Here is a 23,828-nt window from a genome sequence, read left to right as displayed (position 1 = left end):
TACGTGCTATCTTTGTTATAATAAAGTTCTGTGGCAGGGGCAATACTCTGCGGGTTGGGAGAGGGACAATTTCATAATGAGGAAAAAGTATGCAGAAATTTTTCAACAAAGTATTTCGGCTGAACGAGCATAAAACCAATATCCGGACCGAATTTTTGGCTGGTATGATTGGCTTTTTTACGGTGGCATATATTATTGTCGTCAATAGCTCGATTTTAGCGGAGGCTGGAGTTCCTTATCAAGGAGCAGTTCTAGCGACGATTTTTATTTCGGCGTTTGGTTGTTTGATAATGGGATTTTGGGCAAATGCACCGCTTATTCTGATGCCTGGGATGGGGATTAATGCGCTCTTTGCGTATACTCTTGTTCAAGGAATGGGATTAAGTTGGCAGGTTGCACTTGCTGCTGTTACGATGAGTGGTTTATTATTTATGATTCTTGCGTTTACACCACTGGCAGGAAAATTAAATGAAGCTATTCCGCTGATTTTAAAACAAGCGATTACGGTTGGGTTAGGTTTATTCTTAATCTTCCTAGGGCTTGAGAAAGGCGGAATCGTAACGCGCGGAAAACATGCCATTATTGCCGTTGGAGATTTAGGTGATCCATTCGTTTTAGCAACACTCGTGACACTTTTATTAACGATGATTTTAGTTATTCGGAAAATTCCAGGCGCTTTCTTATGGAGTTTAATAATCGGAACAATCGTTGGTGTGATGTTTGGTGTTGCCGGGAAAGCTGGAGGTGCTTCGATAAGCGTTGCGCCGTGGAGTGATGTACTCTTTAAAGCTGATTTTTCCGGAATGGCGAGTGTTGGTTTTTGGAGCGCCGTCTTTACGATGACGATGGTAATTGTGTTTGAAACGGTTGGTCTTACAAATGGACAAGTAAGACAACTCAAACAAACGGAAAAATTACCACGGATTCTAAAAGCTAGCTCACTAACCGCCTTTTTATCTGGCTTATTTGGTACAAGCCCAACAATCTCTGCACTTGAAAGTGGCTCGATGTTTGCGAGTGGAGCAAAAACTGGTTTAGCAACAATTACGACAGGTATTTTCTTCATCGCATCCCTTTTCTTAATGCCGGTATTATCTTTTATTCCGAACAGTGCGATTGCGCCGATTTTAATTATTATCGGTATGTCGATGCTGCAAGAATTTAAAGAAATGGACTTATCGAATGCGGCAGAAACTTTTTCAGCACTACTGATTATTGTATTAATCCCGCTGACGTATAGTATTGCAGACGGAATTGCGGCTGGTTTTATCGCGTATCCCATTCTTCGTGCTTTCACGAAAAACGAGGAACGTACTTCACCAGTCATGTATGTAATTGCAGCTTTATTTTTGCTTCAATTTATCATACAATAACAAAGAAGTATTGCGCTCTTCTTATTTTTACAGGAGAGCGCGTACTTTTTATCTAACTGATGTGAAAAGAGGGTTCGGAAAATGTATTATTATCTAATCACCCTAGCTGTAGTTGCGCTAGACCAATTGACTAAATGGATTGTTGTTCAAAATATGGAAATTGGACAGAAAATAGAAGTTATTCCTGGTTTCTTATACTGGTCAAGCTACCGTAATGATGGAGCTGCTTGGAGTATTTTAGAAGGGCATATGTGGTTTTTCTATCTTATTACTGTTGTTGTTATTGGAATTATAATTTATATTATGCAAAAATATGCCAAAGGAAAACGACTATTTTCCATTAGTTTAGCGTTTATTCTAGGTGGTGCGATTGGTAATTTTATCGACCGGGTCTTGCATCAAGAAGTAGTAGATTTTGTACAAACAGTTTGGGGAAATTATTACTTCCCAATCTTTAATGTGGCAGATGCCTCGCTTTCAGTTGGTGTCGTACTAATGCTCGTGTATGTTTTTGTAGACGACCGCAAAACGAAAGGAATTAAATAATGCAGAATGAAACATTGATTATAGAAGAAAGCCACGCGCGCGAACGTGTGGATAAAGTGATTGCTGAAATGATGGGAAAAAGTCGTTCAGCGATTCAACTAATGCTAAAAAATGGCGATATCACAGTAAATGGTGAACTTGCTAAACCAAATTACAAAGTACAAGTAGGCGACGAAATTCATTATGAAGTTCGTGAACCAGAAGAACTGGAAGTATTAGCGGAAGATATTCCACTAGATATTTACTTTGAGGATAAAGATATGCTTGTTGTCAATAAACCAGAAGGAATGGTTGTTCACCCATCAGCGGGCCATGCGAGTGGTACACTTGTGAATGCGTTACTATTCCACTGTGATGATTTATCCGGCATTAACGGCAAAATCCGTCCAGGAATTGTCCACCGGATTGATAAAGATACATCGGGCTTACTAATGGTTGCTAAAAATGATCACGCCCATGAATCACTTGCTAAACAATTAAAAGACAAAACCTCAGATAGAGAATATATTGCACTTGTCCACGGCGACATTGTCCACCAAAAAGGCACGATTGAAGCACCAATTGGCCGCGCAAAAGAAGACCGTCAAAAAATGGCTGTCGTACGCGATGGCAAAGAAGCAAGAACGCATTTTGAAGTATTGGAACGTTTACCTGGTTTCACGTTAATTAATTGCAAACTAGACACTGGCCGTACGCACCAAATCCGCGTCCACTTGAAATATATCGGACATCCTTTAGCAGGCGATCCGAAATACGGACCAAAAAATACGATTAAAGGCAACGGGCAATATCTTCATGCAGCAAAATTAGGATTTGATCATCCGACAACGAATGAACGCATGACGTTTGAAGCGCCACTACCAAGTTCTTTTGAAAAAGTATTAAAATCATTACGACAAGAAGATTAAAAAAGAAGCAAGAACGCCTATTTACGGGCGTTTCTTGCTTCTTTTTCTTTCATAAGTACTTTCGTTGCTTGACGCAAAGTAGGGTAGGTTTTGATGCCTTGTTCGGTCAAATTAGCTTGCACCATGACTTTGGCCATTTGTGGTTGCATGCCAGTGATAATCGGTGTGACGCCTACTAATTTCAGCGAGGAAAAGAAATTCTCAATGTACTCGCCGATATGTGGAGCTTCTAACTGCACGCCAGATAAATCAATAATTAAATAGTTCACTGGTTGTTCGCAAGCTTCATAAAGCGCTGTTTCGGTAATTTGCTTTGCTCGTTCATCGGTAATTTTGCCAATCAGCGGTAGTAGAAATACTTTTTCAGCAATCCAAATGAGTTTGGTGGACTCTTTGATAACTTGATTTTCTTTTTTTAGAATCATTTGTTCCGTCGCAAAGGTATAGCCTTCGATTAAGTGTTGCGTAAAGCTACTAAATACTTGATGCAGCTTGATACTAAATAAATATAATTCGCGGAAATTGGTGGGTTCTACATTGTTTTCGGAAGCATAATCAAGCAGGAACTCTTCCAGTAAACGAATATGGAATAAAATATGCGAAATGCCAAGCGAAGTAATAAATTGTGCTTTCCCTAACTCACGTGCGAAGGTATTCATTTGCCTTAAATCTTCTGTCATCCCTATAAATAGATTTTCTAAAACAAAGCCCGTTTCATCCATTAAACGATGATCATTTTTTAGTGTGAAAACGTATGGATCATCCACGGATACATAATACGTAAGCCAGCCTTCCACAACGGTTTCTTTTTGTTGTAATAAGCTTTTCATAATGCTCATTTTGTTCACCTCTATAAAAGTACATGTTTTTAGCTATTACAGCATAGCACAAAGCGCTAATGAAATGGACTGATTTCCAGATAGAAACAATTATTTCAAGCTACTAATATGTACAAATTGTGAAAACTTAAAAAAGGTCACAAAAAAAGAATCATCTCTTTGGTGATTCTGCTGTTTCTTACTATAAAGATATCCTTTTTTTGTTTTCGTTTGTTTGGAACTTAAATCCATTAGTGCAAAAGGGCTGCGTTTGATTTCAGGATTTAAATGACCCGCGCGCACTAGTTTTTGACGTTGCTTTCTTGCTTTAGATGTAGCCATAGATGTGGCCTCCTTTATTTTGTTATAAGTAGTATAACATATTTTATATTTTTTTGATTGACAAGGGAAGTTCTATCGGTTAAGATAAGTCTAATGAAATAAAGTCCTTTAACATAGTCCAGAGAGGCTAAGAAGGTGACGATAATTGGACGGGTTTTTTGTATACTCGTACGCGTTCCCTTGCTTACACTGGCAGAGGGTTATTTTTTTGCACAAAAGGAGAGATTTCGGATGCAAAAACAAGTAGTTGTCATGGACGAGGCCGCAATCAAACGTGCGCTTACTCGAGTTAGTTACGAAATCATCGAGCGAAACAAAGGCACGAAAAATTTAGCGCTTGTCGGTATTAAGACGCGTGGTATCTATCTTGCACAGCGTTTGCATACACGGATACTTGAAATTGAAGGCATCGATATTCCGGTTGGGGATATTGATATCACACTTTACCGCGATGATTTATCTTTCAAAGATGATGAAACTCGTGAGCCAGCAGTGCACGGAACGAACATTCCATTTGATATTAGTGGAAAAAAGGTCGTCCTTGTAGATGATGTGCTTTACACTGGTCGAACAGTGCGTGCCGCAATGGACGCATTAATGGATGTAGGTAGACCTTCGCAAATTCACCTTGCAGTGCTTGCTGACCGGGGCCATAGAGAGCTTCCGATTAGAGCAGACTATGTAGGGAAGAACATTCCAACATCAGGTAACGAGCGAGTAGAAGTTCGCCTGACTGATGTGGATCATGCAGAAGATGCGGTTATTATTAACAAAAATGAATAACAATGTAACACTTTTTTAAAAGCAGTCCTGTGAGGCTGACAAAGAGTGATTAATTTCTTATAGGGGATTATTCTATACTCTTTGTCGACACAGACAAGGGGTATTTTTTATGAAGAAAGAGGGAAGAAAATGACAGAAACGACAGAAACAATAACAAAACCAGTACTAGATATACACGAAAGACCAAGCCTCAATAAATGGATTATTCTTAGCATCCAGCACCTTTTCACTATGTTTGGCTCTACTATCTTTGTGCCAAGTGTGACAGGGTTAAGTCCGGGAGTAGCGCTTGTATCTAGCGGACTCGGGACACTTGCTTATCTAGGAATTACTCGCGGGAAAATCCCCGCATATCTAGGGTCTTCCTTTACCTTTATTGCACCAATCACAGCGCTACTTGCCGCAAAATCTGGCGGAGGGCCAGGCGCAGTTATGGTCGGAACATTCTCAGTCGGCGTTGTCTATGCGATTGTTTCCTTGATTGTTTACTACGCAGGCGTTGAGTGGATTCAAAAAGTTTTACCACCAATTGTTGTTGGACCAGTAATTATGGTTATCGGTTTATCGCTAGCTCCAAGTGCAGCTGCGATGGCGATGGGGACAAACAATGGTAAATATAACTTAGAAACTTTGGCAGTAGCAGTTATTACTCTTCTAGCAACCATTATTGCGATGATGTTTTTCAAAGGATTTATGGGCTTAATTCCAATTTTATTCGGCTTCACAGTCGGTTACTTAACGAGTATGGCATTTGGGATGGTAGATTATACGTTAATCAAAAATGCTTCTTTCTTCCAAATTCCAGATTTCAGTATTCCATTTGTTAATATTGACCCAGTTATCACGGTTACAGTTATTCTCAGTATGGCGCCGCTTGCGTTTGTTACGATGGCGGAACACATGGGGCATCAATTACTACTTAACCGGATTACGAATAAAAACTTCTTTAAAGACCCAGGACTTCATCGTTCCTTGCTTGCGGACGGGACTGCTTCGATTATCGCATCGCTTATCGGCGGACCACCTGTAACAACTTACGGTGAAAACATTGGCGTTCTAGCAATTACAAAAGTATATAGCGTGTTTGTTATCGGAGGAGCGGCAGTTTTCGCCATTCTCTTCGGATTTATCGGTTACATCAATGCAGTTATCACCTCGGTTCCAACAGCAGTTCTAGGCGGAATTTCCCTGCTACTTTTTGGGGTTATTGCGACAAGCGGACTTCGAATGATGATTGAAAATAAAATTGACCTAAGTGTTAATCGTAATATGATTATTGCTTCCGTTGTACTAGTAGTAGGAATTGGCGGCTTGTTCATTCAAGCAGGATCGTTCCAACTGTCTGGCATGGCGCTCGCAGCAGTTATTGGGATTATTTTAAACTTAGTCTTACCAGCCGAGCACAGATCAGCCTGACATCCTACACGACAAAAAAACCTCTGCAGATATAATACTCCAGAGGTTTTTCTATAAATTGAATTAGAAAAGGTGGCGCTTTAAATGAAAAATTTGTTGTCAATGGAAGCATTAACCGTCCATGAAATCGAGCATTTATTAGAGCAGGCGGCACAATTTAAACGCGGGAAAAAAGCAACTTTTAATGAACAGGCTTTTGCGGTTAATATGTTTTTTGAACCGAGTACGAGAACGCATACGAGTTTTGAAGTAGCGGAGAAAAAGTTAGGTGTCGAGGTGGTTTCCTTTGATGCAGCGAGCTCTAGCATGACTAAAGGCGAAACGCTTTACGATACACTACTCACGATGCAAGCGGTCGGAGTGAATGTTGCGGTAATCAGGCATTCAGAAGAAAACTACTACGCGGGACTTGAAAAGTTAGAGATTGCGATTGTAAACGGCGGGGACGGCTGCGGGGAGCATCCGAGTCAATCACTGCTCGACTTATTCACGATAAAAGAACAATTTGGCACTTTTCAAGGGTTGAAAGTAGCGATTGCTGGCGATATTCGGCATAGTCGGGTAGCAAATTCCAATATGAAAGTGTTAAAAAGGCTTGGGGCGGAATTGTTTTTCTCTGGGCCGAGAGAATGGTTTGATGAAAGTTACTTAGCATATGGCACGTATTTACCGGTCGATGAGATTGTCGAAAAGGTCGATGTGATGATGCTTTTACGGGTACAACATGAGCGCCACAGCGGAACGGAACAATTTACCAAAGTAGGCTATCATGAAAAATTTGGTTTGACGGTGGAACGGGCGACAAAATTAAAAGCGGATGCGATTATTATGCACCCAAGCCCAGTGAACCGTGACGTGGAAATCGCTGATAGCTTAGTCGAAAGCGAAAAATCACGGATTGTTACGCAAATGACAAATGGCGTTTTTATAAGGATGGCAATTTTGGAATCGATTTTAAAAGAACAGGAAAAGAGGGCGAAAATATGTACGTATTAAAAAATGGGCAAGTGTTAAATGAAGCAGGCGAGTTAGAGAAGAAAGATGTGCGTATTACGCAAGGCAAAGTTGACTTGATTGCAGATTCGATTGAGGCGACGAGTGGCGAAGAATTTGACGCAACTGGAAAACTGCTTGCACCGGGATTTATCGATGTCCACGTACATCTTCGCGAACCAGGTGGCGAGCATAAGGAAACCATTTTAACAGGAACGAAAGCTGCAGCACGCGGTGGTTATACGACGATTTGCTCGATGCCTAATACGAAACCAGTTCCAGATTCCAAAGAAGTAATGGAAAGTTTACAAGCGAAAATTAAAGAAACAGCGGAGGTTCGGGTGTTGCCTTACGCGTCGATTACGACAAGCCTTGGCACCGACGAGTTGGTAGATTTTGAAGCATTAAAAGAAGCGGGCGCATTTGCTTTCACGGATGACGGGGTGGGCGTGCAGCTAGCGGGGACGATGTACGAGGCGATGAAACGAGCTGCGGGGCTAGATATGGCGATTGTGGCACACTGTGAAGATAACTCGCTTATTTACGGCGGCGTGGTCCATGATGGCATTTTTGCAGAAAAAGAAGGACTGAAAGGGATTCCGAATATTGCGGAGTCTGTTCAAATCGCGCGGGATGTTTTGTTAGCGGAAGCGGCAGGCTGTCACTATCATGTCTGCCATATTTCGACCAAAGAATCGGTTCGGGTTGTGCGTGATGCGAAACGGGCGGGAATTCGCGTTACTGCAGAAGTTTCGCCACACCACTTAATTTTAGACGAAGAAGATATTCCGGGAAATGACGGTAATTGGAAAATGAATCCACCACTTCGCAGCAAAGCAGATCGGGCGGCACTTTTAGAAGGCTTGCTGGATGGCACGATTGATTTTATCGCAACGGACCATGCGCCACACGCAGCCGAAGAAAAAAATGTGCCAATGGAACAAGCGGCATTTGGAATCGTCGGCTTAGAAACTGCCTTCCCACTACTATATACACATTTTGTTAAAACGAACGAATGGACATTAAAGCAACTGATCGACTGGATGACTGTGAAGCCGGCCGAATGCTTTAAACTACCATACGGCAAACTAGAAGAAGGCGCTGTAGCGGATATCGTCGTGCTTGATTTAGAAAAAGAAGCGAATATCGACCCAGCTACATTTTTCTCAAAAGGAAAAAACACACCATTTGTTGGAGAAACGTGTATCGGTTGGCCGGTAGCAACGTTTGCAGAAGGAACGCTTGTATACAATGAGGGGGAAATCAAATGACAAAGCGAATTTTAATGCTAGAAGATGGCAATTATTTTATCGGTGATGCGATTGGTAGTGAAAAGGAAACTATTGGCGAAGTAGTATTCAATACGGGAATGACGGGCTACCAAGAAACGATTACAGACCCTTCCTACTACGGCCAAATTATCACTTTTACGTATCCACTTGTTGGAAATTACGGCGTGAACCGCGACGATTTTGAATCGATAAATCCTGCTGTTAAAGGGGTTGTGGTGCGTGAAGTCGCAGAATTCCCGTCCAACTGGCGCAACCAAATTACACTAAATGAATTTTTAAAAGAAAAAGGCATCCCGGGAATCGCGGGAATCGATACACGAAAATTAACGAAATTAATCCGTAAAGAAGGTACATTAAAAGGGATTTTGGCAGCAGAAACGGCAGATAAAGAAGAACTACTGCATCACTTGCGTTCGGTTCGCTTGCCAGTCGATCAAGTACATGAAGTTTCCTCGGCTAAAGCATTTGCAAGCCCGGGCGATGGCAAACGGGTAGTGCTAGTGGATTACGGCGTGAAAAGCTCGATTTTGCGGGAACTGAATAAACGTAATTGCTATGTGACGGTCGTTCCTTACAATACAACAGCAGAAGAAATTCTAGCGATGCATCCGGACGGCGTGATGTTATCAAATGGACCTGGGAATCCGAAAGACGTTCCAGAGGCGTTAGAAATGATTCGCGGTATTCAAGGCAAACTGCCACTATTCGGAATTTGCTTAGGTCACCAACTGTTTGCACTGGCAAATGGGGCGGATACGTTCAAACTGAAATTCGGTCATCGTGGCGCGAATCATCCAGTGAAAGAACTAGCTACGGGACGCGTTGACTTTACGGCGCAAAACCATGGCTACGCGGTAGAAAAAGAATCGCTTATTGGAACAGATTTAAAAGTAACACATATTGAATTAAATGATGAAACGGTGGAAGGTCTGGCGCATAAAGAGTTTCTAGCATACACAGTACAATATCATCCAGAAGCAAACCCGGGACCAAGCGACGTGAACTATTTATTTGATGAGTTTATGGAAATGATGAATGGGAAAGAGGAGGATGAATTACATGCCTAAACGCGACGATATAAAAACAATTCTTGTAATCGGCTCAGGTCCGATTGTTATTGGACAAGCAGCGGAGTTTGATTATGCTGGAACGCAAGCCTGCTTGAGTTTAAAAGAAGAAGGTTACCGAGTGGTGTTAGTAAACTCGAACCCAGCGACGATTATGACCGATGCAGAAATGGCTGATAAAGTTTACATTGAGCCAATTACACTTGATTTTGTATCGCGCATCATTCGTAAAGAGCGCCCGGATGCCATTTTACCAACGCTTGGGGGACAGACGGGGTTGAATATGGCGATGGAACTTTCTGCGGCGGGAATCTTGGATGAGTGTAATGTAGAAGTACTTGGAACGGATTTAACGGCGATTAAAAAAGCGGAAGACCGCGAAGCTTTCCGCGACTTGATGAATGAACTTGGCGAACCGGTGCCAGATAGTGATATTATCCATAACTTGGATGAAGCTTATACTTTTGTTGAACGCATCGGCTATCCAGTTATCGTCCGCCCGGCTTATACGCTTGGTGGCTCTGGTGGCGGGATTTGCCACAATGAACAAGAATTGATTGAAACCGTAACGAGTGGTTTAAAACTAAGTCCAGTAACGCAATGTTTGCTAGAAAAAAGTATTGCTGGTTTTAAAGAAGTCGAATATGAAGTAATGCGTGATGCGAATAATAACGCGATGGTTGTTTGTAACATGGAAAATATTGACCCAGTTGGCATACATACAGGGGATTCGATTGTTGTTGCACCGAGCCAAACGCTATCCGACCGCGAATACCAACTGTTACGCGATGTATCGTTGAAAATTATCCGCGCGCTAGAAATAGAAGGTGGTTGTAACGTTCAGCTGGCACTTGATCCGGATAGTTATAACTACTACGTTATCGAAGTAAACCCACGTGTGAGCCGTTCTTCCGCGCTAGCTTCCAAAGCAACGGGCTATCCGATTGCCAAACTAGCAGCGAAAATCGCGGTTGGCTTAACACTAGATGAAGTCAGGAACCCAGTAACAGGAACAACTTTCGCTCATTTTGAACCAACACTAGATTATGTAGTTGCGAAAATTCCACGCTTTGCTTTCGACAAATTTGAACAAGCAGATCGCCGTCTTGGAACGCAAATGAAAGCAACTGGAGAAGTCATGGCAATCGGTCGTTCTTGGGAAGAGGCCCTTTTAAAAGCAGTACGCTCACTCGAAATCGGCGCGGATCATTTATTATTAGAAGAAGCCGAAAATGCCGATGAAGAAACATTAGAACGCAAAATTTGTTTCCCAGAAGATGATCGCTTATTCTTCCTAGCAGCAGCCCTACGCCGCGGCCAAACAATCGAACAACTCCACGAGAAAACAAAAATAGATTTATTCTTCTTATATAAATTAAGCAAAACAATCGAACTTGAAAATCGTGTTAAAGAAAACCCGCAAAACAAAGACATTTTAGTAGAGGCGAAACGGGCTGGTTTTTCTGACGCTTTCCTTGCAACATGCTGGAATATCGACGAACAAGCCATTTACGACTTACGAAAAGCACAAAATCTTTTCCCAGTTTACAAAATGGTTGATACTTGTGCAGCTGAATTCGAATCGACAACGCCATATTTTTACAGCACCTATGAAGACGAAAATGAATCGACAAGATCAGCGAAAGAAAGCGTGATTGTGCTTGGATCTGGTCCGATTCGGATTGGCCAAGGGGTGGAATTCGACTATGCGACAGTGCACTCGGTTTGGGCAATTCAGCAAGCGGGGTACGAAGCAATTATCATCAATAATAATCCAGAAACAGTTTCGACTGACTTTAGTATCTCGGACAAATTATACTTTGAACCTTTGACGTTAGAAGATGTGATGCATGTTATTGAAATCGAGCAGCCACTAGGGGTTGTCGTACAATTCGGCGGTCAAACGGCAATTAACTTAGCAGACGGTTTAGCAAAACGCGGCGTGAAAATCCTTGGAACAAGCTTAGAAGATACCGACCGCGCGGAAAACCGTGATGCCTTTGAAAAAGCATTAGAAATCTTACAAATCCCGCAACCAGCTGGGAAAACGGCCACTTCGGTAGAGGAAGCAATCAAGGTAGCGACTGGCATTGGCTATCCTGTCCTCGTACGTCCATCCTACGTGCTTGGCGGCCGGGCGATGGAAATTGTTGAATCAGAAGAAGCGTTAAAACATTATATGACTAACGCGGTAAAAGTAAATCCGAAGCACCCAGTTTTAGTAGACCGTTATGTGAGCGGGCAAGAAGTAGAAGTGGACGCAATTAGCGACGGCGAAAACGTCTTAATCCCGGGAATCATGGAACATATCGAACGTGCCGGTGTCCATTCTGGTGACTCGATTGCAGTTTACCCAGCTCAACGTTTAAGCGAACAGGTGAAAAATACGATTGTCGATTATACGACAAGACTGGCAACTGGCTTAAATATTATCGGTATGTTGAACATCCAATATGTTGTGGATGGCGAAGATGTTTTCGTTATCGAAGTAAATCCGCGCTCAAGCCGGACAGCGCCATTTTTAAGTAAAATTACGGAAATTCCGATGGCGAATGTAGCAACACGAGTTATCTTAGGCGAGAACTTGATTGACCTTGGTTATACGCCAGGACTTGCGCCAGAAAAACAAGAAATTTTTGTCAAAGTGCCGGTGTTCTCTTTCGCGAAATTGCGTAGTGTCGATACATCGCTTGGACCTGAAATGAAATCAACTGGAGAAGTAATGGGGAAAGATGTAACGCTTGAAAAAGCACTGTACAAAGGTTTTGTAGCGAGCGGAACAACGATGCATGATTACGGAACAGTACTTCTAACAGTAGCTGACCGCGATAAAGAAGAAGCAGTAGAACTTGCTAAAAGATTTAACCGCATTGGCTTCACTATCATGGCGACAAAAGGAACAGCAAGCACACTAGAAGAAGCCGGAATTCCAGTTTCGCAAGTGAAAAAAATCGGTGAAAATCAAGGAACGCTAATTGATTACATCCGAAACGGTCAAGTAACGCTCGTAGTGAACACATTAACGACTGGTAAACGCCCAGAACGTGACGGCTTCCAAATCCGTCGTGAATCCGTCGAAAATGGCATTCCAGTTTGTACATCACTGGATACAGCAGAAGCTATTTTACGAGTACTTGAATCGCGCTCTTTTGAACTAGAGTCAATGAATGCCAGTGAAGTAAAACAACCGAAAGCACGTGTATAAATAGAAGAAACGGGGTGGAACCGTGTTACAGACGGAAATGAAAGTCATTCAGCAAACCGAAATTGCAGATAAAGTATACGAACTAATTTTAACAGGGGAATGTGTAGCCGATATGTCACCGGGGCAGTTTTTAATGCTGAAACCGATTCGTTCTGACTTGCTTATGAGACGACCGATAAGCATTTGCTCGTATGATAAAACGGCGAAGACATGCATTCTGCTCTACCGGGTAGAAGGAGATGGGACGAAAGATTTTAGCCTGCTTTCGGGAGGGGATACTATCGATGTGTTAGGTCCGCTTGGAAAGGGCTTCGATATTGATACGACTCCCGCGCCAAAAACCGCTCTTTTAATCGGGGGTGGAATTGGTGTTCCTCCTATGTACCAACTCGGCAAAGAGTTAGCTGAAAAAGGCGTACAAGTCACGTTTGTAAATGGGTTCCAATCGGCGAAAGATAGTTTTTATGCACAAGAAATGGCGGAGTACGGCACAGTGCATATTGCGACAGTGGATGGATCGCTTGGAACACAAGGTTTTGTCACAGATATAACAAAAAGTTTTCCGGAAGAACCAGATGTCATCTACAGTTGTGGACCAAAAGCGATGCTCCAAGCAGTGAAAGCTAGTTTTCCAGAAACGAAAACATATCTTTCTTTAGAAGAACGAATGGCTTGTGGCATCGGAGCTTGTTACGCGTGTGTTTGTCCAAAAGCGGACGACGCGAAGAAACAATTTAAAGTGTGCGAAGATGGACCAGTATTTCGAGCAGACGAGGTGAGTTTATGAACCCATTAGCAGTAGAAATTCCCGGATTGTCGCTTAAAAATCCAATTATGCCAGCATCGGGATGTTTTGGCTTCGGACAAGAATATAGCAAATACTACGATTTAAATGAACTTGGCGCGATTATGGCCAAAGCTGTAACACCAGAACCTAGACTAGGAAATCCTACCCCGCGAGTAGCTGAAACCGCGAGTGGAATGCTCAATGCAATCGGGCTGCAAAATCCGGGTCTGGAACATGTTTTAGCGCACGAACTGCCATTTTTAGAACAATTTGAAACACCTATCATCGCCAATGTAGCCGGAGCGACCGAAGACGATTATGTCCAAGTTTGCTCGCGTATTGGCGAATCAAAAGCAGTGAAAGCGATCGAACTCAATATTTCCTGTCCTAATGTAAAGCACGGCGGCATCGCGTTCGGGACGGATCCAGAAGTAGCGCACCGTTTAACTAAAGCCGTGAAACGTGTCGCAAGTGTGCCAGTTTATGTCAAATTATCACCAAATGTAGCGGACATCGTTTCCATTGCCCAAGCAATCGAAGCGGCTGGCGCAGATGGCCTTACGATGATTAACACCTTACTCGGCATGCGTATCGATTTAAAAACAAGAAAACCAGTTATCGCAAATGGAACAGGTGGACTTTCTGGCCCAGCGATTAAACCCGTTGCAATCCGGATGATTCACCAAGTTCGCGCTGTAAGTAACATTCCAATCATTGGCATGGGTGGCGTGCAAACCGTGGATGACGTGCTAGAGTTCTTAATCGCCGGAGCAGATGCGGTCGCAGTAGGCACGATGAATTTTACCGACCCATTCATCTGTCCGAAATTAATTGCAGAGCTACCAAAACGAATGGACGAACTCGGCATTTCTTCTCTACAAGAACTGAAAAAGGAGCGAGCAAACCAATGAATAAACCAATTATCGCGCTAGATTTCCAAACGTACCAAGAAGTAGAAAGTTTTTTAGCCCAATTTTCCGGAGAAAGTTTATCTGTCAAAGTTGGCATGGAACTTTTTTATAGCAATGGTCCAGCCATAGTTGAAAAAATAAAACAGCAAAATCATGCTATTTTCCTAGATTTAAAACTCCACGATATTCCGAATACAGTCAAAAGCGCGATGATTGGCTTGGCAAAACTTGGCGTTGATATGGTTAATGTACATGCGGCTGGCGGAAAGAATATGATGGAAGCAGCTCGAGAAGGCCTTGAAATAGGTTCCGCAAGTGGTAATCGTCCAAAAATTATCGCAGTGACGCAACTAACAAGTACAAGCGAATCGGACATGAAAAGTGAGCAATTAATAAAAACGAGCCTGCTTGAGTCCGTGTTACATTATAGCGATTTAACGAAACAAGCAGGGCTAGATGGCGTCGTTTGTTCCGCGCTCGAAGCAGAAGCAATCAAACAACAAAATGGCACTGATTTTTTACGTGTAACACCAGGTATTCGCCTAACAAGTGAAGCGAACGACGACCAAATCCGTGTCGTAACACCGGAAAAAGCGCGTTTGATTGGATCTTCAAATATTGTCGTTGGTCGCTCCATCACCCGCGCAAATGACCCAGTAGCAGCATATAATCAAGTTTTAAAGGAGTGGAATGCATGAGCATCGAAAAACAAGTAGCCGAACAATTACTAGAAATCAAAGCCGTATTTTTAAAACCAAACGATCCATTTACGTGGGCGTCAGGAATTAAGTCACCAATATATTGCGATAATCGCCTCACATTAGGCTTTCCAAAAGTCCGCCAATTTATCGCCAAAGCACTTGCGGAAAAAATCAAGGAAACTTTTGGCGAAGTTGATGTTGTTGCAGGAACCGCGACAGCTGGAATTCCACATGCTGCTTGGGTGAGCGACTTATTAGATTTACCAATGGTCTACGTTCGTTCAAAAGCAAAAGAACATGGCAAAGGGAACCAAATCGAAGGACCAATCGCTAAAGGCCAAAAAGTAGTCGTGATTGAAGACTTGATTTCGACAGGTGGCAGCTCACTTAAAGCAGTGGAAGCTTTAGAAGAAGCGGGAGCAGAAGTGGTTGGGATCGCGGCAATCTTTACATATGGCTTAGATAAAGGCAAAAAATTACTGGATGAAGCGGGTACAAAACTAGTAACACTGACGAACTACGACGAGTTAATTGAAGTAGCTTTAAGTGAAAATTACGTGACAGCCGAAGATATGGCCACGCTAAAAGAATGGAAGAAAAGCCCGGAAAACTGGGGAAAATAAAAAGAAGCTCACCATAATATAGGTGAGCTTCTTTTTCTATTAATATACTTTATAACTTTCGCCAGTTTGCGCGCCAAAAACACTTTTCTCGAACGCACGAGCGGCTTTTGCAGCTGGAACTGGTATGAATCCTTGGAAAAAAGGCTCTAGCTTGTCCCAAGATTCTTCTAACACATTCGGGCTTACTGTATTAATCCGAATTCCGCGCGGCATTTCGATCGCAGCAGATTTTGCAAAAGCAGTTACCGCGCCGTTTGCCATAGCAGCAGAAGCGCCTTGGACGATTGGATCCTCCATCATAATACCAGTCGTTAACGTGAAACTACCGTGATCATTTAAGGAATCAATGCCAAGTAAAACAAGATTAATTTGCCCACCTAATTTGCTGCTAATTGTCACAGCATTTTTCTCAGGTGTTAATTCCGTTAAAGGTGAAAAAGTGGCGCTTCCAGTCGCTGAAACAATCGCGTCTACTTTACCAACTTGTGCGTACATTTTTTTAATACTTTCGACACTCGTAATATCCACCGTAACATCGCCGCTATGTCTACCGGCAGTAATCACATCGGCTTTCTTCTCCAAACGGTCTTTCACCGCAGAACCAAGCGTACCAGATGCACCAATTAATAAAATTTTCATTCCTCTATCATCCTTCCAATAAAAAAGTAAAGTCAGTTAACATCTACCCTAAAAGTGAAAAGAAAAAACGGCTCCGAGAAGGAACCGTTAATTTTTTAAGGCTAACACAAGCTTTTCATCTGGTGTAACAAAATAAGTCGTTTGATTATCGTAAATGACATAACCGGGTTTGGCGCCATTTGGTTTTTTAACGTGTTTTACGAGCGTGCCATCAACGGGAACGGTGGCAGATAGACGCGCTTTGGAGTAGTATGCGGCAATCATCGCAGCTTCTGTAATCGACGCGTCATCGGGGTTGCTTGACTGAATCACTACATGGGAGCCAGGCAAATCTTTCACGTGGAACCAATATTCATTATTTCGAGCCAGTTTATTCGTTAAATAATCATTTTGTTTATTGTTTTTCCCGACTAAAATCGTTAAGCCAGTCGAAGAAGTATATTTTTCTGGAGTTGGTAAAGTGGCTTTTTTACGGCTACCTTTTTTCTGTTTATAACGCAAGTAGCCTTGTTCAGCTAGTTCTTGGCGGATTTCTTCCACATCTTGCGGACCAGATGTTTCTAGTTGAGATTCGACCGATTCTAAATAAGCAATTTCTTCTTTAGTCAGTGCGATTTGCTCTTTCACCACTTCGACGGCATTACGCAGTTTTTGGTAACGGCTAAAGTAACTTTGCGCATTGGCAGATGGTGTTTTTCGAGTATCAAGTGGAATCGTCATTTTCTTCATATCATCGTAAAAATTTTCGACGGTGATTTCTTCCATGCCTCGCTCCATTAAATGCAAGTTGGCAGTAAGAAGTTCGCCTTGGATACGATAAACATCTGCTTTTTCTGTTTCGAGTAAAGTATTTTCGAGTTTTTCGATTTTCAGTCTACTACGAGCCAGTTCATTGGATAATAGTTTTTCCAAATCATGCGCGAATTGGTGAACGCGATCACGACGCGCTTTGCCGATATAAAAATGGTCTAGAAGAGTACTCAAGTTGGCGAATTCCGTAATCTCCGCATCGACATGACGGAGCGGGAAGAAATAGTAATCTTCTTTATTTTGGATGCGCCACTCGTTTGGAACAGCTGCACTCCCTAGATGGTCATTCACAAGTCCAATCACTTCGAAAAAGGCGGCGACAAGCGAATCTGCCGTTAAGTTTCCAGCGCGAAACACAATTTCTCGAGCAAGCAAAGGGCTGAATCCCGCAAAGTTTTGGACGAGTTGTTTATCAATTCGACCTGCTGGGAAATCTAGTCTATCCAGAATTTGCTCCGAAGTAACCTCGAATGGGTGGAGTTTATCCGTTGCTGGTGGTAAAACATACGTCGCTCCCGGCAAAAGTGTTCGGTAGCTATTTTGCGCTGGGGAAACGTGTTTAATACAGTCAACGATGACATTTTTCGTGCGATCAACAAGGGTGATATTACTATGACGCCCCATAATTTCTACGAATAAATCACAAAAGCGATTTTCGCCAATATCATCTTTGCCACGAATACTAAATTGCAAAATCCGTTCATTTGGAAGCTGCGTAATCGACTCAATAATCGCGCCTTCTAAATATTTCCGGAGCAACATACAGAACATAGGCGGTGTTGCTGGGTTTTCTGGAATATCATCTGTCCACTGAATGCGCGCATAACTAGGATGCGAGGAGATAAGTAGACGTTTATTTTCACGGTTTTTTCGGATATATAAAACAAGTTCATGCGAAAACGGTTGGTGGATTTTCATAATGCGGCCACTTTCACCATGTTCGGCAAGTTCTTCGGTCATTGCTTTTAAAAACATTGCATCAAACGCCATTAGTTATTCATTCCTTTATGAGTTAGTTACTTTCTATTTTAACATACATTCCGAAAATGTATTGTATGCATGAAGTAGCTTTGGTATAATAAGAAGTCAGAACAAATTTCGAGTAATCTTAGAGGGAACTTTAAGTTATGAAAGGTGTCTTGCCAAATGGTGAAAAGCATGACGGGATTTGGGCGTGCTACGAAAGAATTTGAAGCGTTCAAAGTAACCATTGAATTAAAAGCAGTCAACCACCGCTACTCCGAATTCCTTTTTCGGATGCCAAAGCAGCTCGCTTATTTAGAAGGGAAATTAAAAAAGACCGTAAGTAAGCAAATCAAACGTGGAAGAATTGAATGTTTCTTTTCCATCACAGGAGAGCAAATTTCAAAACGTGAACTACATATTGATTGGGACCTCGCAGACAGCTATTACCGTTTTATCAAACAAGCAAGCGCTAGATATGAATTACAAGAATTACCGACTATGAGCGATTTACTACAAGACCAAGCGTATCTTTCTATTGAGGAAGACGCGGAAGCAAGCAGCGAATTAGAACGATTGGTTTTAGAAACACTTGCCCGCGCAACCGAGCGATTAGACGAGATGAGAAGTATCGAAGGCGCAGAATTACTGCTTTATTTCAAACAACATCTTACCGCACTCGAGAACAGCTTGGAAATCATTCAAGCCGAAATTCCAAACACAGAAAAACATTATCAAGAAAAAATTGAAACACGTTTACAGAACGTTGTAGGCGAACAATTTGATCCTAGTATCGTTCTTACGGAAGTCGCAATGCTACTTGAAAAGGCAGATATTAACGAAGAAGTCGAACGAACAAAGAGCCATTTAAAGCAATTTTATGGTATTATTTTACTCGAAGAACCAATTGGTCGGAAGCTGGATTTTCTTATTCAAGAGATGAACCGCGAAATCAACACGATTGGATCCAAAGCTAGTTCGCTAAAAATCACCGAACAAGTGGTGGAAATGAAAACGACGCTAGAAAAAATTCGAGAGCAAGTGCAAAATGTGGAATGATATGCAGGAGGGGAAATGATGACAGAAAGAGGACTGTTAATCGTACTTTCAGGTCCATCTGGAGTAGGTAAAGGAACTGTTCGGGAAGCTGTTTTTAAAGATCCAGAAACAAGTTTTGATTATTCTATTTCCATGACAACGCGTCTTCCTCGTGAAGGCGAACAAGACGGGGTCGATTATTATTTTCGTTCGCGAGAAGTTTTTGAACAAGCTATTGAAGACGGAAAAATGTTAGAATATGCAGAGTACGTCGGTAACTATTACGGCACTCCGCTTGAATATGTCGAGGAAAAACTTGCCGCAGGAGTGGACATTTTTCTCGAAATTGAAGTACAAGGAGCAATGCAAGTTCGAAAAGCGATGCCAGAAGGAATTTTCATTTTCTTAACGCCACCAGATTTATCCGAACTGAAAAATCGGATTATCGGTCGCGGCACAGAGTCGATGGAAGTTGTTGAGGAACGCATGGAAACAGCGAAAAAAGAAATCGAAATGATGGCGTCTTATGATTATGCTGTGGTGAATGATGTTGTATCAAACGCCGTACAAAAAATCAAAGGCATCGTCGAAACAGAACACTTAAAAACTGAGCGAGTAATTCATCGCTACAAAAAAATGTTGGAGGGATTACAATGATGTTATATCCATCAATTGATAATTTATTGTTAAAAATCGACTCAAAATATTCTCTAGTTACCGTGGCTGCCAAACGTGCGCGCTACATGCAATTAGAAAATGATAAAGGCGTATTGCCAAGCTACCAATCAGACAAATTTGTTGGTAAAGCGTTAGAAGAAATTCACGCTGGAAAATTAGTTTTACAAAACGACGAAAAATAAGCCAAACTGCTCCGCTTCATTGCGGGGCTTTTTTGTTAGTTAGACGCATCAAAAAAATAAGCGGAAATGTCGTTTCTTCATGGTTTTGTCCTGTCTTAATTTAAGGTATAATGGAAGTAATGATTTTTATATTAAAATGAGGTGACTTATCGATGCAAGGAAAAAATATCTTACTCGCAGTGTCTGGTGGCATTGCTGTTTATAAAGCAGTCGCACTTACAAGCAAATTAACGCAAGCAGGCGCAAACGTCAAAGTCATGATGACCGAGCACGCACAGGAATTTGTTCCACCGCTTTCGTTTCAAGTATTATCCAAAAATGACGTATATACCGATACGTTTGATGAAAAAGAATCCAGTGTTGTAGCGCATATCAATTTAGCAGACTGGGCTGATTTAGTTATTGTCGCACCCGCAACCGCAAACGTAATTGGCAAAATGGCCAATGGCATCGCGGACGATATGGTAACAACGACTATTCTTGCAACCGAAGCGCCAGTTTGGGTCGCACCCGCAATGAATGTCCATATGATCCAGCACCCAGCAGTCATTCGAAATATTAACCAATTATACGCAGATGGAGTCCGTTTTATCGAGCCAGAAGAAGGTTACTTGGCATGTGGCTATGTTGGCCGCGGTCGCCTCGAAGAACCAGAAAAAATCGTTCTCCGGATTGCTGAATTTTTTCAAGAAGATAAAGACTTGTTACGCGATAAAAACGTGCTAGTCACAGCCGGCGCAACTCGCGAAAAATTAGATCCAGTACGCTATTTCACCAACCGTTCCACAGGCAAAATGGGCTTTAGTATTGCTGAATCAGCAGCTCGTCATGGCGCAAACGTTACACTCGTTACGACAAGCAAGGCACTTCCCGTACCACCCGGCGTAGAGGTGGTATATGTCGATTCCGCCGAAGAAATGTACCAAGCTGTGGATGAACGTAAAGACGCACAAGAGGTCTTTGTGATGACCGCAGCAGTAGCAGATTACACGCCAGCAAACGTTTCAGACCAAAAAATCAAAAAACAACCAGGCGATTTTACGATTGAAATGAAACGAACAAAAGACATTTTACTCGAAATCGGGCAACATAAAACAGCCGAGCAAGTCGTGATAGGTTTTGCCGCAGAAACAGAAAATTTAGAAGCAAATGCCCTCAAAAAACTAACATCGAAAAACGCCGATATGATTGTCGCAAACAATATTAGCGAAGCCGGCGCAGGCTTTTCTGGTGATACGAATATCGTGACCTTTTACCGTAAAGATGGTTCTAGCGAAGCGTTACCGATACTAGATAAAAAAGAAGTTGCTGAACATATCATCGAAGAAGCCGCTAACTTTTTAAGGAAGTGAACGAATGATTAATATTGCGAAGGTGATTGTGGACGTTCCAGCCATGCAAGTGGATCGTCCATTTGATTACTTTATTCCAGAAGATTTAGAAGAACTTATTCGCCCTGGTATGCGCGTAAGTGTCCCCTTTGGAAATCGTAAAATACAAGGATTTGTCATTGCCCTTGGCGAAACAGAAGAAAATCCGAAATTAAAAGGGATTGACGGGGTGATGGATTTAGCCCCAGTTTTAAACGAAGAATTGATGGAACTTGGCGACTGGTTAGCGGAAGATACGCTTAGTTTTCGCGTCTCAGCTTATCAAGCCATGTTACCAGCTGCTCTCCGGGCGAAATATGAGAAATATTTTTTGCGATTAGACGAGGAAAACGAAGAACTAGAACAGTTATTTGAAGGCTATGAAACACTGGACTGGAAAGTAGCAGAAGCACGCGGATTGCTCAAACAGATTGGCAAATGGGTGCGAGAAGGCAGTGTCGAAGTTGTCTATCAAGTGAAAAATAAAATTACCAACAAAAAAATGCGCGTTGTGAGCTGCCTAAAAGCACCACATCAATTAGCTGAAATAATAGAAGATATGCCCAAAAATGCCAAAGCACAATCGCGCGTACTCGCATTTTTCCAAGCATTTGAAGGAACAGAAATTACCGCTGTTGACCTAAAAAAACAAGCCGAAACAACCGATACAACTATCAAAAAATTAGCAGACTTAGGTTTACTCACTATCCAAGAAAAAATCATTTCGCGCGACCCATACGAAAACCACCAATTTGAAAAAAGTGAATCGCTCCAGTTACTACCAGATCAACAAACAGCTTGCGAGAAAATTAACGCCGCAAAAGAGCAAGAAACGTTCTTAATTCACGGGGTTACCGGAAGTGGGAAAACCGAAATCTACTTGCAAACAATCGAAGCCAAATTAAAAGAAGGCAAAGAAGCCATCGTCCTAGTACCAGAAATTTCTCTTACCCCGCAAATGGTTGAACGGTTCAAAAGCCGCTTTGGGAGTGAAGTTGCCGTCTTACATAGCGCACTTTCTTCAGGAGAAAAGTATGATGAATGGCGCAAAATCGAACGAAAAGAAGCGCGAGTGGTTGTAGGCGCTCGTTCCGCCGTGTTTGCCCCATTTGAAAATCTCGGTATTATTATTATCGATGAAGAACATGAAGCGAGCTATAAACAAGAAGATAATCCGCGCTATCATGCAAGAGATGTAGCGATTTGGCGCGCAACAAAATACCAATGCCCAGTCGTTCTCGGAAGCGCCACCCCGTCACTTGAATCTTTTGCAAGGGCGAAAAAGGGTGTTTATACGTTAATTGAATTGCCGAGCCGGGTCAATGATCGCGCAATGCCTGAAGTGAATGTGGTGGATATGCGCGAAGAATTACGCAAAGAAAACCGCACCGAATTTTCCACGGAATTGCTAGAAAAAATCAAAGACCGAATCACCAAAAAAGAACAAACGGTTTTAATGCTGAATCGCCGCGGTTATTCTTCCTTTGTGATGTGCCGGGATTGCGGTTATGTCGTGGAATGTCCGAACTGTGATATTTCACTCACTTATCATCAATCGAGCAACCAAATGAAGTGTCATTACTGTGGACATGAAGAACGCGTACCGCAAAAATGCCCAAGCTGCGAAGGCGAGCATATTCGCTATTTTGGAACAGGCACACAAAAAGTAGAAGAAAGCTTGACTAAGTTGATTCCAGAAGCGCGCGTTATTCGAATGGATGTTGATACAACTCGAACAAAAGGCGCCCATGAAAAATTACTCAAAAGCTTTCGCAATCACGAAGCCGATATTTTGCTCGGAACACAAATGATTGCCAAAGGGCTGGATTTTCCAGATATTACTTTAGTGGGTGTGTTAAATGCTGATACGATGCTTCATTTACCAGACTTCCGCGCCTCAGAACGAACTTTCCAATTGCTCACACAAGTAAGCGGGCGGGCAGGGCGTCATGAACGAACCGGGGAAGTAGTCGTCCAAAGCTACAACCCAGAACATTACAGCATCGAATTCGCCAAAAAACATGATTTTATCGGTTTTTATAATCACGAAATGCAACTACGAAAAATGGGCTCTTACCCGCCATTTTATTACTTAACGATGATTAATGTCAGCGATGAAAACGAGATGAAAGCTATTCGAACTATACAAGAAATGGCCCATTTTTTACGAGGAAAGTTAGGACCGGATGCCGTCATTCTCGGCCCCGTACCAAGCACAATAACCCGAATAAAAAACAAATACCGCTATCAATGCATTATTAAATATAAAATCGAACCAAACTTAAAAAAAGAACTAAAAACCTTAATCACCCATTATCAAAAAGACCAACAAAAAGGCTTAACGATAACGATTGACGTACAACCTTACGTATTAATGTAAAAG

At 42.2% G+C, this 23,828-nt stretch carries 21 protein-coding genes and 1 pseudogene; 18 read left to right on the top strand and 4 right to left on the bottom strand.

Features of this window, described 5'->3' with window-relative positions; translation table 11 throughout:
* Positions 1–89 precede the first annotated feature (89 nt).
* The 3 genes from HCX62_RS07500 (at position 90) to HCX62_RS07490 (ending at position 2,827) form a co-directional block, all read left to right on the top strand.
* Positions 90–1,373, top strand: a complete 1,284-nt coding sequence (locus tag HCX62_RS07500) for an NCS2 family permease (protein WP_008948185.1) — start codon at positions 90–92, stop codon at positions 1,371–1,373.
* Between the two features lie 81 nt (positions 1,374–1,454).
* Entirely contained in the window at positions 1,455–1,919 is a 465-nt protein-coding gene (gene lspA, locus HCX62_RS07495; RefSeq protein ID WP_185638158.1) for a signal peptidase II, read from the top strand.
* On the top strand, positions 1,919–2,827 hold the full coding sequence (locus HCX62_RS07490; RefSeq protein WP_185638156.1) for an RluA family pseudouridine synthase: 909 nt from the start codon (positions 1,919–1,921) through the stop codon (positions 2,825–2,827). Before lspA ends, HCX62_RS07490 begins: the two co-directional genes overlap by 1 nt.
* Before the next feature lie 17 nt (positions 2,828–2,844).
* Here the strand turns inward: HCX62_RS07490 and HCX62_RS07485 are convergent, their stop codons facing one another.
* Positions 2,845–3,666 carry an STAS domain-containing protein gene (locus tag HCX62_RS07485; RefSeq protein WP_185638154.1) on the bottom strand — a complete coding sequence of 274 codons (822 nt, stop codon included), beginning with the start codon at positions 3,664–3,666 and terminating at the stop codon, positions 2,845–2,847.
* Between the two features lie 90 nt (positions 3,667–3,756).
* Positions 3,757–3,987, bottom strand: a complete 231-nt coding sequence (gene brfA, locus HCX62_RS07480; RefSeq protein ID WP_185638152.1) for a ribosome rescue factor BrfA — start codon at positions 3,985–3,987, stop codon at positions 3,757–3,759.
* Positions 3,988–4,218: 231 nt separating this feature from the next.
* Between brfA and pyrR the strand changes: the two genes are divergently transcribed.
* The 10 genes and pseudogenes from pyrR (at position 4,219) to pyrE (ending at position 15,765) form a co-directional block, all read left to right on the top strand.
* Positions 4,219–4,770 carry a bifunctional pyr operon transcriptional regulator/uracil phosphoribosyltransferase PyrR gene (gene pyrR, locus HCX62_RS07475; protein ID WP_185638150.1) on the top strand — a complete coding sequence of 184 codons (552 nt, stop codon included), beginning with the start codon at positions 4,219–4,221 and terminating at the stop codon, positions 4,768–4,770.
* Positions 4,771–4,899: 129 nt separating this feature from the next.
* Positions 4,900–6,186 carry a solute carrier family 23 protein gene (locus HCX62_RS07470; RefSeq protein WP_185638148.1) on the top strand — a complete coding sequence of 429 codons (1,287 nt, stop codon included), beginning with the start codon at positions 4,900–4,902 and terminating at the stop codon, positions 6,184–6,186.
* A gap of 84 nt (positions 6,187–6,270) precedes the next feature.
* Positions 6,271–7,182, top strand: coding sequence for an aspartate carbamoyltransferase catalytic subunit (locus HCX62_RS07465; RefSeq protein ID WP_185638146.1), 912 nt, complete (start codon positions 6,271–6,273; stop codon positions 7,180–7,182).
* A complete protein-coding gene (gene pyrC, locus HCX62_RS07460) occupies positions 7,170–8,450 on the top strand; it encodes a dihydroorotase (protein ID WP_185638144.1) in 1,281 nt (426 codons plus the stop codon). Before HCX62_RS07465 ends, pyrC begins: the two co-directional genes overlap by 13 nt.
* Positions 8,447–9,538 carry a carbamoyl phosphate synthase small subunit gene (locus HCX62_RS07455; protein WP_185638141.1) on the top strand — a complete coding sequence of 364 codons (1,092 nt, stop codon included), beginning with the start codon at positions 8,447–8,449 and terminating at the stop codon, positions 9,536–9,538. Before pyrC ends, HCX62_RS07455 begins: the two co-directional genes overlap by 4 nt.
* Entirely contained in the window at positions 9,531–12,743 is a 3,213-nt protein-coding gene (gene carB, locus HCX62_RS07450) for a carbamoyl-phosphate synthase large subunit (RefSeq protein ID WP_185638139.1), read from the top strand. The genes HCX62_RS07455 and carB overlap by 8 nt, the downstream gene beginning before the upstream one ends.
* A 19-nt stretch (positions 12,744–12,762) precedes the next feature.
* Positions 12,763–13,530, top strand: a pseudogene (locus HCX62_RS07445) (dihydroorotate dehydrogenase electron transfer subunit); the annotation flags it as partial.
* On the top strand, positions 13,527–14,441 hold the full coding sequence (locus HCX62_RS07440; protein WP_185638135.1) for a dihydroorotate dehydrogenase: 915 nt from the start codon (positions 13,527–13,529) through the stop codon (positions 14,439–14,441). The pseudogene HCX62_RS07445 and the gene HCX62_RS07440, both read left to right, overlap by 4 nt.
* Positions 14,438–15,139, top strand: a complete 702-nt coding sequence (gene pyrF, locus HCX62_RS07435) for an orotidine-5'-phosphate decarboxylase (RefSeq protein WP_185638133.1) — start codon at positions 14,438–14,440, stop codon at positions 15,137–15,139. The genes HCX62_RS07440 and pyrF overlap by 4 nt, the downstream gene beginning before the upstream one ends.
* Positions 15,136–15,765 (top strand): orotate phosphoribosyltransferase, encoded by a 630-nt coding sequence (pyrE, locus tag HCX62_RS07430; RefSeq protein ID WP_185638132.1) that lies wholly within the window; start codon positions 15,136–15,138, stop codon positions 15,763–15,765. Before pyrF ends, pyrE begins: the two co-directional genes overlap by 4 nt.
* Before the next feature lie 39 nt (positions 15,766–15,804).
* Here pyrE and HCX62_RS07425 read toward each other — a convergent pair whose 3' ends face one another.
* Both HCX62_RS07425 and fbpA read right to left on the bottom strand, forming a co-directional pair.
* Positions 15,805–16,404, bottom strand: a complete 600-nt coding sequence (locus tag HCX62_RS07425; protein ID WP_185638130.1) for a short chain dehydrogenase — start codon at positions 16,402–16,404, stop codon at positions 15,805–15,807.
* 87 nt (positions 16,405–16,491) lie between these two features.
* Positions 16,492–18,204, bottom strand: a complete 1,713-nt coding sequence (gene fbpA / locus HCX62_RS07420; protein ID WP_185638127.1) for an Rqc2 family fibronectin-binding protein FbpA — start codon at positions 18,202–18,204, stop codon at positions 16,492–16,494.
* A 156-nt stretch (positions 18,205–18,360) separates the two neighbouring features.
* Between fbpA and HCX62_RS07415 the strand changes: the two genes are divergently transcribed.
* From HCX62_RS07415 to priA, 5 genes are all read left to right on the top strand, one after another.
* Complete coding sequence (locus HCX62_RS07415) at positions 18,361–19,236, top strand: YicC/YloC family endoribonuclease (RefSeq protein ID WP_185557297.1); 876 nt, start codon at positions 18,361–18,363, stop codon at positions 19,234–19,236.
* 18 nt (positions 19,237–19,254) lie between these two features.
* Positions 19,255–19,872, top strand: coding sequence for a guanylate kinase (gene gmk / locus HCX62_RS07410; protein WP_185502072.1), 618 nt, complete (start codon positions 19,255–19,257; stop codon positions 19,870–19,872).
* On the top strand, positions 19,872–20,075 hold the full coding sequence (rpoZ, locus tag HCX62_RS07405) for a DNA-directed RNA polymerase subunit omega (protein WP_003762944.1): 204 nt from the start codon (positions 19,872–19,874) through the stop codon (positions 20,073–20,075). Before gmk ends, rpoZ begins: the two co-directional genes overlap by 1 nt.
* A 152-nt stretch (positions 20,076–20,227) precedes the next feature.
* The gene (gene coaBC / locus HCX62_RS07400) at positions 20,228–21,427 is read left to right on the top strand and encodes a bifunctional phosphopantothenoylcysteine decarboxylase/phosphopantothenate--cysteine ligase CoaBC (RefSeq protein WP_185638126.1); all 1,200 of its coding nucleotides are present in this window, start codon (positions 20,228–20,230) and stop codon (positions 21,425–21,427) included.
* A 4-nt stretch (positions 21,428–21,431) separates the two neighbouring features.
* Positions 21,432–23,825 carry a primosomal protein N' gene (priA, locus tag HCX62_RS07395; protein WP_185638124.1) on the top strand — a complete coding sequence of 798 codons (2,394 nt, stop codon included), beginning with the start codon at positions 21,432–21,434 and terminating at the stop codon, positions 23,823–23,825.
* Positions 23,826–23,828 lie beyond the last annotated feature (3 nt).

Origin of the sequence: Listeria swaminathanii, assembly GCF_014229645.1 — a bacterium.
Lineage (GTDB): Bacteria > Bacillota > Bacilli > Lactobacillales > Listeriaceae > Listeria > Listeria swaminathanii.
This window is presented reverse-complemented; position numbering and strand designations above follow the sequence as displayed.